Source organism: Thalassobacillus devorans, assembly GCF_900176565.1.
In the GTDB taxonomy this organism is placed as follows: Bacteria; Bacillota; Bacilli; order Bacillales; family Halobacillaceae; genus Thalassobacillus; species Thalassobacillus devorans_A.
Genome location: NZ_FXEH01000006.1, coordinates 762,923 through 779,998, shown reverse-complemented (window position 1 = coordinate 779,998; position 17,076 = coordinate 762,923). Strand labels below are relative to the sequence as shown.

Annotated in this window: 17 protein-coding genes and 1 riboswitch; of the genes, 1 reads left to right on the top strand and 16 read right to left on the bottom strand. The window is 45.8% G+C overall.

The window, feature by feature from the left end; genetic code table 11:
• Window positions 1-14: 14 nt before the first annotated feature.
• The 3 genes from B9Y67_RS14810 to B9Y67_RS14800 form a co-directional block, all read right to left on the bottom strand.
• Entirely contained in the window at window positions 15-479 is a 465-nt protein-coding gene (locus tag B9Y67_RS14810) for a helical membrane plugin domain-containing protein (protein ID WP_085507789.1), read from the bottom strand.
• Window positions 472-3,426 carry a formate dehydrogenase subunit alpha gene (fdhF, locus tag B9Y67_RS14805; protein WP_085507788.1) on the bottom strand — a complete coding sequence of 985 codons (2,955 nt, stop codon included), beginning with the start codon at window positions 3,424-3,426 and terminating at the stop codon, window positions 472-474. The genes B9Y67_RS14810 and fdhF overlap by 8 nt, the downstream gene beginning before the upstream one ends.
• A gap of 104 nt (window positions 3,427-3,530) precedes the next feature.
• On the bottom strand, window positions 3,531-4,121 hold the full coding sequence (locus tag B9Y67_RS14800; RefSeq protein WP_085507787.1) for a DUF2087 domain-containing protein: 591 nt from the start codon (window positions 4,119-4,121) through the stop codon (window positions 3,531-3,533).
• A 298-nt stretch (window positions 4,122-4,419) separates the two neighbouring features.
• Between B9Y67_RS14800 and B9Y67_RS14795 the strand changes: the two genes are divergently transcribed.
• A complete protein-coding gene (locus B9Y67_RS14795) occupies window positions 4,420-4,770 on the top strand; it encodes a YflT domain-containing protein (RefSeq protein ID WP_085507786.1) in 351 nt (116 codons plus the stop codon).
• 80 nt (window positions 4,771-4,850) lie between these two features.
• Here the strand turns inward: B9Y67_RS14795 and B9Y67_RS21065 are convergent, their stop codons facing one another.
• The 13 genes from B9Y67_RS21065 to B9Y67_RS14740 form a co-directional block, all read right to left on the bottom strand.
• Entirely contained in the window at window positions 4,851-5,600 is a 750-nt protein-coding gene (locus B9Y67_RS21065; protein WP_254901821.1) for a phospholipase D-like domain-containing protein, read from the bottom strand.
• Window positions 5,597-6,334, bottom strand: a complete 738-nt coding sequence (locus B9Y67_RS21060) for a phospholipase D-like domain-containing protein (RefSeq protein ID WP_254901820.1) — start codon at window positions 6,332-6,334, stop codon at window positions 5,597-5,599. Before B9Y67_RS21060 ends, B9Y67_RS21065 begins: the two co-directional genes overlap by 4 nt.
• Entirely contained in the window at window positions 6,331-6,468 is a 138-nt protein-coding gene (locus B9Y67_RS20755) for a hypothetical protein (RefSeq protein ID WP_176224019.1), read from the bottom strand. Before B9Y67_RS20755 ends, B9Y67_RS21060 begins: the two co-directional genes overlap by 4 nt.
• Before the next feature lie 90 nt (window positions 6,469-6,558).
• Window positions 6,559-7,200: an energy-coupled thiamine transporter ThiT gene (gene thiT, locus B9Y67_RS14785; protein WP_369668768.1), complete on the bottom strand. Its 642-nt coding sequence runs from the start codon at window positions 7,198-7,200 to the stop codon at window positions 6,559-6,561.
• 59 nt (window positions 7,201-7,259) lie between these two features.
• A riboswitch (TPP riboswitch) is annotated at window positions 7,260-7,360 on the bottom strand.
• 69 nt (window positions 7,361-7,429) lie between these two features.
• The gene (locus B9Y67_RS14780; RefSeq protein ID WP_085507785.1) at window positions 7,430-9,442 is read right to left on the bottom strand and encodes a penicillin-binding transpeptidase domain-containing protein; all 2,013 of its coding nucleotides are present in this window, start codon (window positions 9,440-9,442) and stop codon (window positions 7,430-7,432) included.
• 244 nt (window positions 9,443-9,686) lie between these two features.
• Window positions 9,687-11,035 (bottom strand): IS3 family transposase gene (locus B9Y67_RS14775; RefSeq protein ID WP_139823820.1). Its coding sequence is split into 2 segments (ribosomal slippage): window positions 9,687-10,562 and window positions 10,565-11,035, totalling 1,347 coding nucleotides; the frame shifts between segments, so codons are not numbered across the junction.
• 282 nt (window positions 11,036-11,317) lie between these two features.
• Window positions 11,318-11,743 carry a universal stress protein gene (locus B9Y67_RS14770; RefSeq protein WP_176224018.1) on the bottom strand — a complete coding sequence of 142 codons (426 nt, stop codon included), beginning with the start codon at window positions 11,741-11,743 and terminating at the stop codon, window positions 11,318-11,320.
• A gap of 65 nt (window positions 11,744-11,808) precedes the next feature.
• Entirely contained in the window at window positions 11,809-12,531 is a 723-nt protein-coding gene (locus B9Y67_RS21095; RefSeq protein ID WP_085507783.1) for a peptidoglycan recognition protein family protein, read from the bottom strand.
• Window positions 12,532-12,590: 59 nt separating this feature from the next.
• Window positions 12,591-13,313, bottom strand: coding sequence for a GntR family transcriptional regulator (locus tag B9Y67_RS14760; RefSeq protein WP_085507782.1), 723 nt, complete (start codon window positions 13,311-13,313; stop codon window positions 12,591-12,593).
• Window positions 13,314-13,326: 13 nt separating this feature from the next.
• The gene (gene nagB / locus B9Y67_RS14755) at window positions 13,327-14,064 is read right to left on the bottom strand and encodes a glucosamine-6-phosphate deaminase (protein ID WP_085507781.1); all 738 of its coding nucleotides are present in this window, start codon (window positions 14,062-14,064) and stop codon (window positions 13,327-13,329) included.
• The gene (nagA, locus tag B9Y67_RS14750; RefSeq protein ID WP_085507780.1) at window positions 14,064-15,245 is read right to left on the bottom strand and encodes an N-acetylglucosamine-6-phosphate deacetylase; all 1,182 of its coding nucleotides are present in this window, start codon (window positions 15,243-15,245) and stop codon (window positions 14,064-14,066) included. Before nagA ends, nagB begins: the two co-directional genes overlap by 1 nt.
• A 120-nt stretch (window positions 15,246-15,365) precedes the next feature.
• Complete coding sequence (locus tag B9Y67_RS14745) at window positions 15,366-16,121, bottom strand: alpha/beta hydrolase (protein ID WP_085507779.1); 756 nt, start codon at window positions 16,119-16,121, stop codon at window positions 15,366-15,368.
• Window positions 16,105-16,980: an SDR family oxidoreductase gene (locus B9Y67_RS14740; protein WP_085507778.1), complete on the bottom strand. Its 876-nt coding sequence runs from the start codon at window positions 16,978-16,980 to the stop codon at window positions 16,105-16,107. The genes B9Y67_RS14745 and B9Y67_RS14740 overlap by 17 nt, the downstream gene beginning before the upstream one ends.
• Window positions 16,981-17,076 lie beyond the last annotated feature (96 nt).

The window sequence follows — 17,076 nt, the reverse complement described above, 5'->3', positions numbered from 1 at the left end:
CTGGATTTTCCTTATTAATCTCTTCCCATTCCTTTTAAAAACTGCATCAGCATCGTGACACTGCGGTTGATTTCCGGATCCTTCAAAGCTTTGGCAAGATCCATGAAGCCGGTTTTTGATTCCGGTTCTTTTTCCGTTTCTTCCAAGCCGCGATTGACACGGTCGGATAGGTTACGGATTGCATCCACATCCAGTTCTCCCAGCAGGAACATGAATCCAGTGAGATTTTCCAGGACACCGGAATATTGATCCTTGTTCAGTTCCTTCGCCATCAGCCTCATCGCATCCTTACGATGATTCGTCAATGCGTACAGGGCTTGCAAAGTATCGGCATCATCCAATGCTTTCAAAAGCTTGATTCCTTCAAGAATGGCATGTTTATTTTCTGATACCGCTTCTTTAATTTCCTCCATATCCCTATCGACCTGTACTTCTTTTGGCACTTCCATCCGCTTGATATTCGTCAACGATTTAGCCATTTTTCTTCACCTTGCTTCCTGGGAATTTGTAGTCATCCCGCTGCCACTTCCGCTCTACCTGGACACTTATTTGTGGCTGGCGGTTTCCGCGTCGGTGGTTATTCGGTGGAATCGGAGACTTCTCCCCTTTTTTCTGGACAACTTCTAATTTGGCGGCAATTTCTTTATATGCCGGTGTATCGGTGTCCTTATCGACACGGTTGTCCGTCAGGAAGTTGACAGCTGATTTACCATTGGCACTCATTGGAATATACAATTCTTTTCCTTTCACACGGTCGGTGATCGTGACGATTCCTGTCGCTTCTCCTGCTTCTGAAATCAGCTTGATCTCTCCACCTTCTTTCAAGCCTCTTTCTTCTGCGAGCTCCGGTGAAATTTCCACCCACGCACTAGGAGTTCGGCGGACAATACCTTCCGATTCGTACGTCATGTTTCCTTCATGGAAGTGCTCGAGCAAACGTCCGTTATTGATATGAAGGTCATACTCTTCCGTGACATCATATTGAAGCTGGAAATCCAATGGGTAGAGCTTCGCTTTTCCATTGTCAAAATTGAAACCTTCCTGGAACAGCAGCGGCTCATCCGTGCCATCCTCATGTACCGGCCATTGCAGGGATTCGAATCCTTCCAGCTTTTCATAGCTGACACCTGCAAATAATGGTGCGAGACTCGCCGCTTCTTCCATGATCTGCTCTGGATGGGTGTAGCCCCAGTCAGCTCCAAGCTCTTTAGCAATCAACTGGATGATTTCCCAATCCGGTTTCGCATCATACATTGGTTCCAATGCCTTGTACAGGCGTTGGATCCGGCGCTCCGTGTTGGTGAATGTGCCGTCTTTTTCCAGGCTGGCACATGCAGGCAGTACCACATCAGCGTACTCGGCTGTTTTTGTCAGGAAAAGATCCTGAACAACCATGAAGTCCAGCTTTTCAAAACCGGCGGTAACATAGTTGATGTTTGCATCAACGATACCGGTGTCTTCCCCTTTAACATAGAAAGACTTCAGCTTCCCTTCATGCATCGCTTTGATTTGTTCATGGTTATCCATTCCTGGTTCTTTCGGAAGATCGACGTTCCATGCCTTTTCATATCGGTTACGTGCATGATCATCGGTTACGAACTCATAACCCGGGAAGTAATTAGGCATGCTTCCGAAGTCACTGCAGCCCTGGACATTATTGTGCCCGCGCAGTGGATAAGCGCCTGTTCCTGGACGACGGTAATTTCCAGTGATCAAGAGCAGATTGGAAATTGCTGTGCTTGTATCACTTCCGAGCATATGCTGCGTGACACCCATCGCCCAGCAAATTGCAACTTTATCCTGCTCTGCAATTTCTTTGGCGAGATCCTTCAATTCCTCCTGCGAGATACCTGTCAATTCTTCCGCATACTCCAGGGTATATTTTTCAAGGCTTTGTCTGTACTCATCAAAGCCGTCCACCCATTCATCGAGGAAGTTCTTATCTTCCCATCCCTGGTCGAGGATATATTTGGTCACTGCGGATAACCAGACAAGGTCGGTACCCGACTTCGGCTCGTAAAAACGATCGGCACGACGGGCCATTTCATGCTTTCGGAGATCGAATACGAACAGTTTCTGTCCGAACAGCTTATGGGAACGCTTGATGCGGGAGGCCAGTACCGGATGTGATTCGGCCGTATTTGATCCAATTGTCATGACAAGGTCAGCTTTTGCAATGTCGTCGATCGAACCGGAATCACCACCGTGACCTACGGTTCTAAACAGCCCTTTTGTAGCCGGTGACTGACAGTAGCGGGAGCAGTTATCCACGTTATTTGTCCCAATCACCTGACGGGAGAGCTTCTGCATCAGGTAGGATTCTTCATTTGTCGCTTTGGAAGATGCGATGAACCCTAACGCATCTGGACCGTACTCTGCTTTAATTTCTGTGAAACGTTTAGCGACATATTGAATTGCTTCATCCCATTCCACTTCTTCAAAATGATCGCCACGGCGAATCAAAGGCTTTCTCAGACGTTTTTCACTGTTGACATAGTCCCAGCCGAAACGCCCTTTAACGCAGGTAGCAATGCCGTTTGCCGGAGACTGGGCGTGAGGTTCGACTTTCAGCACTTGACGATCCTTTGTCCACACATCGAAGCTGCAGCCTACACCGCAATACGTACAAACGGTCTTTGTCTTCTTGATACGGTCTTCGCGCATTTTGGCTTCTGTATCGGATACAGCCAATAACGGCCCATATCCGGATTCGACTTTTTTGGTTAAATCAATCATAGAACGGAGCAGACCTGGTTCCTGATCCGTCAGGTAGCCTGCTTCCCCTTCCATGTCTTTTTCTAATAAAGCGTTACAAGGGCATGCAGTTACGCACAGCCCGCAGTTCACACAGGAAGACTGGTCGATGGAAACATCATTATCCCAAAGGACACGCGGCTCTTTCCGGTCCCAATCGATGGTGAGTGTTTCATTGACGACGATATCCTGGCAAGCCTCGACACAGCGGCCGCACAAGATACATTGGTTCGGGTCATAGCGGTAAAAGGACCCAGAGCGATCAGTTTCATAGGAAGTCGGTTTGAATTCCCGGGATTGATGTTCCAGTCCAAATTCAGAAACGGCATTATGTATTTCACAGTCGCCGTTGTTGTAATCACACACCGTACAATACAGTTCATGCTTCTCCAAGATCGTATCCAATGCCTCTTTCTGAGCATCATGAACTTCCTCGAGGTTGGTTTGGACACGCATACCTGCTTCGACTTTAGTTCCGCAGGCACGGGTCAGTTCACCATTTACCTGGACGATACATGTATCGCACGTTTCAATTGGTCCTAACGATTCGTTATAGCAAATCTGCGGGATATTTTCCCCGGTGGTATTAATAAGATCCAATAGATTCTGTCCTGGATCTGCTAAGTATTCTTGACCGTTGATGGTGACAACAGTATGGTCACGCTCTAACATACTATCTTCCTCCCCTACTAGATTGATGGAAGTAATTTGAATACCAGGTGAAGTATAAATTTCCCGTTATATAAACTACTAACCTTTTCGGAGAGTGATAAAACCTATTTTTCAAAAATAACCGGCCACATTTCTACAGGATTCAGCTGATAGCGATTATTTTCGCGGTACATGAACTGCTGCATCACCCATTCCCGGCGGATAGTCGCATAATCGTCATGAAAGGTTTTGATATAGTCATTGACCTCTTTTTCATCATAGACTTTCCCTGTTTCAAAATGCCGCACAAAATAGCTCAGGATTACGAGTTTCTTTTTCAACTGACTCGGAATCTGCTTTAGTTTACCTTCTGAGGTGACAAAGTTTTGGACGACTTTCTGTTTTTCCTGTTCCGACATTTGCAATTCTTCACTTTTCAAAAAGTTCTCCTCCCCGATTCGTAATATGGCAGTCGTCATGTATTCCAGTTTCTTTTCATCCAGATGGAAATAAATCGTATTCTTATCCCGTCTCGCATATACCATGCCGGTGTCTTTCAACTTGACGATATGGTGCGTGATGGTAGGTGCCCTTAATCCCAGGCGATTGGCGATTTCCTGGCCATGCATCGGCCCTTTTTTCAATAATGTGATAATCCGTATCCTTGTCACATCTCCAACTGCCTTATGAAACTTCACCATCTTATCCAGCTGCATAAAAACTCAACCCCTTTATTTGATGTTTATCTAATTAGACACTATTCTAATTAGATAGTATTGTCAATAGGAATTTCGAGATTCTTATAATGGTATGGTGGTTGGGAAAACGGTGAGACTCCAGTGGGATGAACATGAGCGGTGAGATCCCGCAAGGCGAAGCCTGAGGAAGCTCACCACATGCCCACGGAAAGCGATCCGTTTTCCCAACCACCATAATCTCTAGTAACCTTTTGTTTAAAGTGAAGAGCAAACGGTAATTAAGATAGTGAACAATCATGAGAAGGAGATGATTTCAATGAAACCATTTATTCGTGAATACCAGAATGATGAAAAAGTAGTCGAAGATGTTAAAAAGTTAAAAGATAAAGGAATCGATAGTGATAACGTCTATATTCTGACCCATGACGATGACCGCACTGACCGTTTAGCAAGCAATGCCAACGCCAACAAGATCGGTTTCTCTGAACAAGACTTGAAAAATTATGTAACGAACTTGTTCAGCAAAAAAGGGGATGAACTTCGCACGAAACTATCTGAAATGGGCTTCAGCGATAGTGAAGCAGACAGCTATGAAGAAGAAATGGATGAAGGAAAAGTTCTCCTGATTGTCACGGAGACAGATAACGTGGAAAACATTATTGCTTAATGGAAACGAGTGGACTTTCCACTCGTTTTTTAGTAAATACCCCGGAGCCCTCCAAATTTTGGAGGGCTCCGGGGTAGGTTTTAATAGGTGGTGAACCAGATTAATTTCTGTAGCCGATAGGTCAAACTAAGTAAGAAGTTCAAATCACTTTCATTATCCTCATAAGCAACCGTATACGTTGCATCCTCATTATTCCATATTCGGTCGAAATAATCCCCGACATCCTGCATCACTTGTTCTTCCTCTGGACCTTGAATCCTCAGGTCAGCTTCCAGATTCAAGTTGGCCATATTCCTATAGGTAAAGTTGGCGGAGCCGCCAATGATTACATCTTCATCAACCGGTTTGTCAATATAAATCATTTTGGTATGGTATTGCTCTTCATCGACATTATACCATCGTATCGTAATTTGTTCGTTTTCCAGATTTTGAAGTTCCGCCGCTACAGGGAGGTTAGGAAGTCCCGTTTTCTGGTTTCCGAATGCCGTTTTATTCGGGTCCATAACAATGTTGATTGCAGCACCTCTTTCTGCAGCATCCTTCAAGCCATTCAAAATTTTACGATCAGCTAAATAAAACATGCCGAGCCACACGGTATCATTCTTTTCAATTCTGTTGATATCTTCCAGAAGTGCCCGGTAAATCTTCCCCTCTGTAAGATATTGAGTCTTCAGGTTTCCTTGTTGCTCGTCAAACGTATAATCATCGCTATTCGGGAAGTCAACTTCCTCCTCTGCGGAGTAGTCAACCACTGCTTTTTCTGCTTCCAGAATATCCTTCAAAATCGGCCCTTTCACCTTGAAAGCTATGTTTTCATTATGCCCGCTCAAATATCATGCGGGTTAGCTGATGACACCATCGCTTCCTTTTCCGTTACGACGGTCTTTCTGTGATTCGCCTTAATGTTCATCATGTCCATGTAGGAGCGGAACGTGACCTCAGGCGCATCAGAGGCCATCGGATTTGGAATCCAGCCATTTCCTTCCTGGCCGAACCATTGGAAAAACAGGCGCCAAACAGAGGAATAAAGCGGATTAGAATCTCGAAGCTCTTCCAGGCTCGTCATCACTACATCAATATCATGATTACGGAGCCGCTCGATTTCTTTTGGCTGGTAGGAATCATAGACAGTATTGACCCGGTCCGTAATAAAGACCACCTTCAAGTCAGGGTGTTTCTTTTTTTGTGCGATAAGGGCATCCGCAAGGTTTCCGGAAAGTTCTGGAAGCCCTTCGATTCCATCGGTATAGCTATTGAAAAAGAACATATCGATGACAACGAATTCTTCTGCTTTAGAAATCATGTCATTGACTTCATCAAAAATACGGAGCTCCTGGACACTTTCTCCTTCTGGATCGGGGTAAGTAAGGTTATAAATGAATTCGATATCTTCCAATTCATGGACGTCGCCTTCGTAAGAAAGCCCTTCCGGCAATGCTTTATAGGAAGTATGATAAAATATCATTCCTGCTAAAACCACTACCAGTACAAGAAGCGTCCATACCCGCTTTTTCGATAAAGCTGTTTTAAATTTTTCCTGAACTCTAGCTCCATATTTTTTCACTGTTCTCGTTCCTCTTCCTTTTTATAACAGTCATTACAATATAATTTTTTATTTTCATAGACACCATCCAGGAAGCCATCCTCACAATAGACTTTTTTCCCGCAACGGCTGCATTCTCCGACTAATTCTCGCATTATCTTTTCCCCCTTTTTCACCATCATACTATATTCCCTTTTTAAAAAATAAAAAACCTTGCCATAAGCTTATGACAAGGTTAATCGCTATCAATTGATTTGTTGATTGGGTCTTGCTGCCGCCCGGTAAGATGCCTGTTCCTGATCATTCAGGATAATCCGCGGCTGTTTCTTAAATAGATACCCGAGTCCGAGAGCACTGATGATGGCAGCTGGTACCATATAGGATGCATTGTAACCCAGTGAGTAGAGCCAGATATTTTCTGCCTCGGTGTACTCGGCAAAGAATACCACGCCCGCAACCACATGGGCAAAGAATCGCAAGGCACTGCCTAATAGAATACCGAGCGAAACATACGTGAAGAATTTCTTCGTATTATGGTTAATCAATGATTGTTTGACTGTGCTTGCAAATATCCCTGCTAATCCCAGTGCCGTGAATGCCAGTCCATATTCAATAAAAGCCTGTAGTGGTGTCAGAATATATGCCTGACCGACGATAATCTGGAATACACCATAAAGGAACCCGGTCAGCAGTCCGCCTTTTAATCCCCAGCGAAATGCGATAAGGAAAACAGGTATCATGGCAAGCGACACCGAGCCGCCCTGTGGCATTTTAAAAATCGGGATAAAGTCCAATAACGTCGCAAGCGCTGCAAATATCGCGACTTCCACCATAAATAATGTTCGTTTGTTTCTCACTTTTAAATCACTCCCCTTGATTTTTGGCAACAAAAAAAGCAATGCCAAGGGGGAAGCTTCCAGATGGACGGATTCCGTTTGCATTGCACCATCATAAAAGCCACCATTCCTACGCTAGTATTAACTAACAGGTTCGAAGGGTAAGGACAATGTCCACTCTCAGCCATGCTCGGCTCCCCTTGGAAGGCTTCGAATCTATGCTTTTTTTGTACTGGTTTCATTATAAAAAACTATTCTGGATTTAGCAACAAGCGGGCAGTTATTCCATTTTTCGGAATAACTCCGCTGCCTGCTCGACAACATCCCCGCTTTTGGCATTTTCTTTCATCATTGCAAGTAATATATCCGTATTTTCGCTCGGATAAACGACAAACCAGCCGTTCTCCTCTCCTTCTTCCTCTTTCGTACGCTTCAGTTCGGCAGTTCCCGTCTTACCAGCGAGTGCTTTTCCGTCGATATTAGCTGCACGTGCGGTTCCTGCCTCATGAGCAACTACCTGGCGCAAGGCGTTTTTGATGACATCGTTATATTGCGGATCGGTTACGTTCTCTTTCCAGACCTCCGGCTGATTATCGGATTGAACAATGGCTGGCTTCAATAAGTTACCATCATTGAAGAATGGCGTATAGGCTGTGGCAAGGTGCAGCACAGACATTTCCATTTGTCCCTGGCCATAGGCTGTGTTTGCCATCAATAAATCATCCCCGAAGGTATCTTCATTGGAAATCTGAGAATTATAAAGTGGGTAATCATATGGGATTTCCTCGTTAAACCCGAATTCCTCCAGCCCGCTCCGGAACGTTTCCGGTTCCATTTTCAAAGCCGTACGGGCAAAGAAAATATTATCAGAACGAATCAGTGCGTTGGTGACATCGACCGGACCATTAAATTCCGTCACCCGGCTGATTTCATAACTCCCCCACGAACCATCATCTTTTGACCATGTTTTTCCATTAATATCCATCGTTTCTTCCGGCTCGATCGCCCCGTTGGTCATAGCAATAGCAGCAGTTATCGGTTTAACCACGGATCCCGGCGCAAATGTATGCATCGCCCGGTTCAGACTTGGCTCCAGCTTATCGTCGATATCCTGGTTGGTACCATAAACTCGCAAGTTCGGATCGATGGCAGGTGAGCTTACGAGTGCCAATGTTTCCCCTGTGGTGGGCTTGATAGCCGCGGTTGCTCCTGCTTCGCCGTCATAAGACTGATAGACCTTCTCTTGCACTTCGGCATCAACGGTAAGTTCTACATCTTCCCCGTGCTCGACCTCTGTCTCTGCAATCGTTGTTCTTTCATCCGTTTCCTTATCTACGGCGTATACTTCGACCCCTGGCTTTCCGCTTAACGTTTCTTCAAACTCTGCTTCCAAGCCTCCATGGCCGATTACGCTATTGCTGTTGTATTTTTCATCATCTAATTTTTCCAGGTCCTCCGCAGTGACCTGACGGATATAGCCGGTCAGATGCGCAGCCGCTTCCCCGTATGGATAATAGCGCCCCGTCGCTTCACGGGAGGTTGCAGCATCGACATCAGCAATCGCTTCGATTCTCTCCTTCTCTTCGGCTGGTATTTTTTTTAAGGGGACAAACGAATCTTCCTGTACCCAGCCGGCATCAAGTTTTTGATCTATTGCTTCTACCGACATATCAAGCAATTCGGCAAGCTCCTGTTTCGTTTCTTCTTCCTCTTCACCTAATTGACCTGGAACGACACCAAATTCGATAAAGTCACCATTGATAGCTAATCCATTTCCATTTCGATCAAAGATTTCTCCACGTTCTGCGGGGACGGAAGTGATGCCTACTCCCTGGCCATCCGCTATTTCTGGAAAAATGAAGCCCGGGTTCCAGTTGACATACCAGTTTTCCTCTGTTTCGCCGTCTACTTCCCGTTCCTCTTTGGTCCAGGTCGCTTCATAATCAAATTCGATTTCACCAGCAACAGAATTCATGGATGCCTGAAAAGGGATTGTTTTCTCTGATTCATTTTCAGCATCTTCTTCTTCCTCATTTTGTTCAAAGTCTAGTTTCAACTCTTCAATTCCAACATCCTGATAGATTTTTTCAAATCGCTCAACCGCTTCCTCTTTACTGAATTTCTCTTTTGAGGAAGCGCTCATCATTTCATACATTTCTTCAAACTTGCCGTCTTCCCATAAGGTTATGTATTCCGTGAATCTTTCTTCTGCTGTTGGTTCTTCCTCGTTATTGCATGCTGTTAAGGCGACCGTAAGCAGCACCAGCAACAACAGGACTGTAAGTTTTCTCATAATATCCTCCTTTTGGAAAAGCATTAGTGCTTTCATCTTACCACAGGTTAACCCGCCGCATGAATCACCCGGCTCACTTGATTCTAAAATGATTCAAGTGCTTAGCTTAGAAAGTGTTATGAAAGGCGGTTCCGTTACCATATAAAGCTTAAAGGTCCGGGAAATAACTCGCTTTCCGCGGGGAAGTCGGCAAGCCTCCTCGAGCTAAAGCTGAAATGACCCCCTAAAATTGGACACTATGTAATTAAACAGCTTCTTCAAATTTTTCACGGTATTGGACAGGACTCATTCTAAGCTTTGATTTGATTCGTTGGTGATTATAGTCATCCACAAATGCTGTCAGTTCCTCCTTGAAGTGTTCGACACTTTCAAATTCTTTATAATAAAGAAGCTCTGACTTCATGATTCCAAAAAAGTTTTCTATAACCGCATTGTCGTGACAGTTGCCTTTTCTCGACATGCTTTGTGTAATCCCTGCTTCTTGCAGGGTTTGGCGATATTGTGGCATTTGGTAATGCCAGCCCTGGTCGGAATGCATTAATAATTCATCATCATCACTCAAGCGTTCTAAGCCCTTTTCTAACATCTCTTCGACAAGGGAATAAGTCGGGCGCGTACCAAGCGTATAAGAGATGATTTCGCCATTAAAAAGATCAAGAATAGGAGAGAAGTAGAGCTTCTCACCGAATAGCTTGAATTCCGTGATGTCTGTGACCCATTTTTGATTGGGTTTCTCCGCCTGAAATTCCCGGTTCAACAGGTTATCAGCCACTTTTCCGACCCGGCCCTTATAAGATTTATATTTCTTCATTCGTACCCGGCATTGAAGCCCTAACTCTTTCATAAGGCGATATACTTTTTTATGATTCACGTGAATCCCCTGGTTTTGAAGGGCATTTTGAATCCGGCGATAGCCATACTTCCCATCCTGTTCATGATAAATCGCCGTGATTTTCTTCTTCAACTCTTCGTCAGGATCACTCTGGTTCATTCGCCTGATCTGATCGTAATACGTGCTGCGGGAGATCCCCGCCATTTCAACCAATTTTTTGACGGGGAAAGCATGGCTCAATTCGAAGACCGCTTGGACTTTTTGCCTTTCGATGGACTTTTTTTTTCTTCTTCAAGTATGCGGTTCAACGATCTTAAATAGGCGACCTCCATGCGTAAGTATTCCATTTCTTCCTCCACAGATTTAAATGAGGTTGGCTGTTCGTTCTTTTTATTCTTACGAGCTGGCATGAGGAAATCCCCCTTCCGTTTAGACTCAAGGGCTTCCACACCGCCATTCTCCCACTTTCTTTTCCATCTCCGCACCATCGAATAATCGGGAATATGAAAGATGGCAGAAGCCTCGCGAATGGAATACCCTTTCTCCTCAATATACTGAATTACTTTCAGTTTAAAGGCCGGAGAATAGTTTGTATAGGGGGTGGTAAACGCCAGGTCCCCGTGGTATTTCACTAACTTGACCCAATAACGTAAGGCGGAGGAATCCACACCGATCTCTTTCGCTAGTTCGTTATAGCTTATCATCTCGTTTAGATAGCGATGAACAGCCTGGTGTTTTTCTTCTTTCGTAAATGTTTTCAAGATAAGTACCCCCTTAGGTTGGATAAGTGTCCAACGATTGGGGGGCACTTTAAGCTCTGCGGGGTCTTGCCTGACATTCCTTTCCCGGTGGAGTCTCGTCATTTCCCTCCCCCTTTCCAATTAAAAGTAAACGGAACCTGAAAATGTAGTTAGTACCCACCCTTTAGCCCATGCATTTTTCCATTTCTTTTACAAAGAAAACCTCAGAGTTTTATAAGAACTCTAAGGTTTTCACATGATAGTTATAGTTTTATAAAATATGAATCAGCAAGGTTTCAGGAGCTATGGGACGATGGTGACGGGGACGTCTGCGGTGTGGATGACGCTGTAGCTGATGCTTCCCAGAATCGATCCTTTCACCCGGCCAAGGCCACGGGAGCCCATGATAATGCCGTTCACTTTCTCTCTTCGCGCCAGCTTGCAGATTTCTTCACTGGCAATACCAATAAGCATCATTTTTTCAACGATCACATCATGCCTGGCAAGGAGAGGTACAGTAGTTTGGAACGCTTCGTCCGCCATCTCTTCCTGATAAGATTTGATCTGCTCTTTCGATAGGAAGCGTCGGACATTATGGGTGTTATACGAAGGCTGGACATGGACCAGCAGCAGCTTATCTCCTTCGTCATTTGCCACTTCCAGTGCATATTCCAGCGCGCGTAAGGAGTGGTCTGAGCCATCAACAGGTACTAGATAGGTTTTATTCACTGCACCCAGCTCCTTTCCAATGGGATTCTTTTCTATCTACTACTATTATACCATGAAAGCGTTTCTTATACGTTTACCAGCCTGACATATTGTTCGCTCGCGGTAATATAGAATACTTTCCCCTTACTATTTTTCACCTCATACTGAAAGCCATTTCCTACTTTCAATTTGTTCGTGATCACCGGAAACCCATACCCTGATGTCACATGCCCGTATACATCCGAACCTTTCCAGGACGGACGTACATAAAACCGCAGCCTGCCATCATAGATAGAGACCAGCTTCTTACCAATATAAAAAGGGCCGGCTGGGGTGTCTTGCAGATTCATCAAGAAGGCATTCCATTCCGGCAAAAGCGGACGGGGACAGTTTTTACCACTCCATTTCTGGTGGGGAACGATGCGGGACAGCGGAATGTTATGCTTGTCTTGCAATTGTCGAATTAACTGTGCTGCCTTACGTACGGCCTGATCAAAATTCCCATCCTCCTGTTCACAGATTTCAATACCGATAGAGCTTCTATTACCTGGACCGTTACCGTCTCCGGCATGCCAGCCGCTTTCATTATCAGGAAGGTGCTGAATGATCACTCTTTCATCAACTGTATAATGCCAGCTGACCACTCTGTTTCCGTCTAAATTGCGTAAATACTTGCCATGCATCATGGCGTTGGCACCCCGTGAACGATTACCTGTTGTATGAACCGTTATGTAGAGAGGTTTCATCCTATGTCCTGGACGGCATGGATGCTGTTCTGGCAAAAGCATCGATTGGATTTCCAATAACATGTTTCCTTCCCCCTTTCACTTTATTATCGAAAGGAAAGCGAGGAAAGGTGTGGTTCTTACTAATTCCGGTGAATTTCTGCTAAAAATTTATAGCGGTCAGCACGGTAGGCGGATTGCACGAGCTCGAAGGGACGGCCATCCGTTGTAAATGTCAGCCGCTCGATTCCTAATAATGCGGCGTGAAGCGGAATCTCCAGCGCTTCCGCCTGATATGCTTCAGCCAATGCCGCTTCAATCGCCTGCTCGGCCCTGCCGATCGTGAAACCGAGTGATTCGACATAAGCATAGAACGATTGCTGAATATGCTCCGCGGTCAATTCCGGCATCAGACCGTATGGGATATAGGTAGTTTCCAATGCCATCGGCACGTCGTCGGCAAGCCGGACACGTCTCACTTCATAGACGCGTTCATCTGCTTCCATACCTAGCTTTTTCGCCAATGGAGAGCCGGCTTCCTTCACCTCGAAGCTTAACAGCTTGTTACCAGGTTTCAGACCACGCCGTTTCATGTCTTCGGTAAAACTTGTAAGTCCACTTAATGACTGCTCCATTTTTGCTTCGGCGATGAATGTTCCTTTCCCTTTTTCGCGATATAGCAGGCCTTCCTGGACCAGATTATTGACAGCCTGGCGCACGGTCATGCGGCTGACATCATACATCTCGGTTAATGCCCGCTCCGACGGTATCGATTCACCGGGCAGGAATTCCTGCTTCGCGATTCGCTTTTTTATATCTTCTTCAATCTGATAGTACATCGGGAGCGGGGACTGTTTATTCAACATGGTTTTTCCTCCTTCACTTCATTGCCTTCTGGTAGGCTTTTTCATCGACAATCAGCGTTACGTCCGGGTGGTTCTTCAGCGCTGAAGCAGGGAAATCTTCTTCTACCTTCCCATTCAATAGCTTGTCGATAGCCGGTGCTTTTTCTTCCCCGGATGCCAGCAGAAGGATTTGTTTACTTTTTAAAATGGAGCGGATCCCCATCGTAATCGAGTGGGTCGGTACTGCTTCTAATGACGAAAAGAACCGGGCATTGGCTTTCCGGGTCGACTCCGTCAACGTTACGACATGGGTAGTCGAATCAAACGGTGTCCCCGGCTCATTGAAGCCAATATGTCCATTCCTTCCGATGCCGAGAATTTGAAGGTCGGGAGGGCCGATTTGGTCGATCAGTCCCTCATAACGCTGGCATTCCTGCTCGATATCAGGCGCATCCCCTCGAGGGATATGCGTGTTGTCAAGATCAATGTCGATGTGATCAAAAAGGTGCTCACACATAAACCGATGGTAGCTTTGCGGGTGTTTTTTATCGAGTCCCACGTATTCATCCAAATTCAACGACTGGATATTTCGATAACTGAATTCGCCTTCTTTGTATCCCTTCACCATTTCTTTATATGTCGCAAGCGGCGTGCTTCCGGTTGCGAGACCCAGCACTGCCTGAGGATTTTCGGTGATTTTCTTTTCAATGAGATGGGCAGCGGCACAGCTCATTTCCTGATAGTCTTCTTTTACAATCACTTTCACTGTCATCACCCCTCCTGTTCATACGCAAGCGTTCCTTTACATATTGTCACGGCCACATCCCAATCCTCATCGAGGATGACAAGGTCGGCGTCTTTCCCGGTGCTGATACTTCCTTTTCGGTCAAAAACATTCAGCTCCCTGGCTGCATTTGCTGAGGTAAGCTTGATCAAGTCATAAACGGATGGGTGGACCGTTTCCTTCAAATTAGCCACTGCCTGCTTCAACGTCAATACGCTGCCTGCTATCGTTCCATCGGAAAGACGTGCTTCATTATCTTTGACGGTAACCTGCTGTCCGGCTAAATCATATTCCCCTGGTGTGAGGCATTTCGCTCGCATCGCATCCGTAATCAGCATCATTTTCTCCGGCCCCTTCGCTTCATATGCAAGCCGGACTGCCTCCTGGTGGGCATGGACAAAATCAACGATGATTTCCACTGACAATTCCTTGTGCAGCAAAGCTGCTCCCAAAGCGCCAGGTTCACGGTGGTGAAGGCCACGCATCTGGTTATATAAATGGGTGACATGGGTGGCACCTTTTTCGACTGCCCGTGCCACTTCTGCAAATGTCGCGTTCGTATGGCCAATCGAAGCGACGATACCCGATTTACTTAAATGTTCAATCAGCTGTAACGCCCCCGGCTCTTCGGGAGCGATGGTAACAAGCCGGATCAGCTGTCTGGCCGTTTCGTTCCAGGCATCGAATTGCTCGAGATCGGGGGCGATGATATGCTCTAAAGGCTGCGCTCCTGCTTTATCCTTGGAAATAAACGGGCCCTCCAGATGGATGCCGATGATTTCCGCCCCCTTGCCATTGGCCTGATGGTCAATGTAATCGGCCGCATTGGCTAAGGCTTTGGAGATCGCTGCCTCTGATTGTGTCATCGTGGTCGCAAGGAAACTGGTGGTACCTTCTTCAGGAAGCACGGTTGCAATCCCTTCGAGCGCCTCCTGGGTTGCATCCATGGTGTCAAAGCCGGCAGCTCCATGGATATGAACATCGATGAACCCGGGAATCACCGTCCAGTCCTTCCCTTTTCCGTCTATGACTCTATCGGCTGTCCGGTCCGAAAATCCTTCTTTCGAAATATCGGTAATTTTTTCGTCCTCTATCCAAAGAGAGCCTGTCATTTCTTTTTCATTCTCGACGATAATAGTTACATTTTTTAATAACAATGTCTGGGTCATAACTTTTCCTCCCTGATGTAGCTGCTAGCTCTATTATAAAGTTTAGGTATATAGTTGTCTATACCAGCATACACATTCAGAAAAACTACCTGTTTGTAGTATCACCAGACAATGGATAAGTTATTTGGTCATGCTATATTGCTGGATAAACTCCAGGCTCCTTTCGATGATCAAATCAAGATCATGATCAAGTGTCGCTACATGATAACTATTTTCCAAATGGACAAGTTCGGTGTGCTCAGAAAAAATAGCATCAAATATATAGGATGCATTATCCGGCGGTACGACATGATCTTCATCGGATACGAACTGAAGCGCTGGACAATGGACATCTGCCAAATCCGCACGAACTTCATGGAGTAAATTCAGCAGTTCTATTACGGAAGCATATGGTACTTTATCATAGGCCAGTTCCTGGACACCTTCTTTTTGAATATCAGAATGAATCGACTCCAGGTACCTCGGCTGGTTTTCAGATTCTCTAAGCGCCTCCATCTGCTGCATCTCAATTGCCGGATTGATTAGCATGATCCCTTTAATATCTTCATACTTTTCTGCCAGAGAGAGTGCCAGTGTACCACCCATGGATAGACCAGCTACAAACAATATACTTGTACGTTCCCTTAGCCATGCTAAAGCTTCTTCTGCAGAGGCGATCCAATCTTTATAGGTTGTCTTTTCCATATCTTCATAGTGGGTCCCATGTCCGGCCAGTCTTGGCATGGCAATGGAAAAACCGGCTGTTGCTAACGCCTCACCCAAGGGGCGCATGCTTTGCGGGGTGCCGGTAAAGCCGTGTAAAACAAGGATACCTACCTCATTGCCTTCTTGAAAAAATGCTTCCGCACCAGGAAGCACTTCATACGTCTTTTTCATCTTGCATCTCCTCCCTTTTGTTCCATATCTTACGAATGACAAGCTTTTCCCATACGCGCCAAGGTAATAACCGTTTCGTCCATATCATCGTCCGGACCCCTTTACCGACCGGGTGTCTCACTTTCGGCCACGGTGATCGCCCAGCGAGCTTGCTTGTGAATGCTGCTACTTGCGATGGTTCAGCCATCGTTTCCCTGCTCGCTTCCATATACTGCTTGATTCGCTTCATATAATCGGCATAAGGCGAATCAGGCTGTGACGCTGTTTCCGGTATGTACGTGCCTCTAGTCCAGATGTTCGTCCGAAAGGAACCTGGCTCGATCATGGCCGCCTCGATACCGAATGGCTTCAGTTCCAGCCGGAGGCTCTCCGTGAACCCTTCTACCGCATGCTTGGATGCAACATAAGGGGACAGTCCCGGAAAACCGACGAGACCACTGATACTGCTGACATTCAGTATTTTTCCAAACCCCTGCCTTCGCATAATCGGCAGTACCAGCTGGGTTACAGCAACCATTCCAAAAAAATTCGTTTCAAATTGCTTTCGGTAATCCTCGACTGGTACCTCCTCCGCAAACCCACCGACAGCCATGCCGGCATTATTGATCAATACATCGATCCTGTCGATGGTAGCAAGGCTGATTTCAAACGACCGGATCGAGTCATGATCCGTTACATCCAGCTGTCTCGGAATAATTCGTGCCAGTACTTTTGGATCCTTGACCTCCTGCTCAAACCGGTCAGCATAGCTCATGTTACGCATCGTCGCAATCACCCGGAAGCCTTTTTCTGCACACTTGATAGCAGTCAAATACCCGAACCCATTCGACGCTCCTGTAATCATTACTGTTTTCGTCATGGACGGCTCCTTTCTGCCTGTTTTGTACCATCTTACCACTCTTTTTCATCACATAAACCAGCGGCTTTAGGGGTAATCAAAAAAGCAGGCTGGATG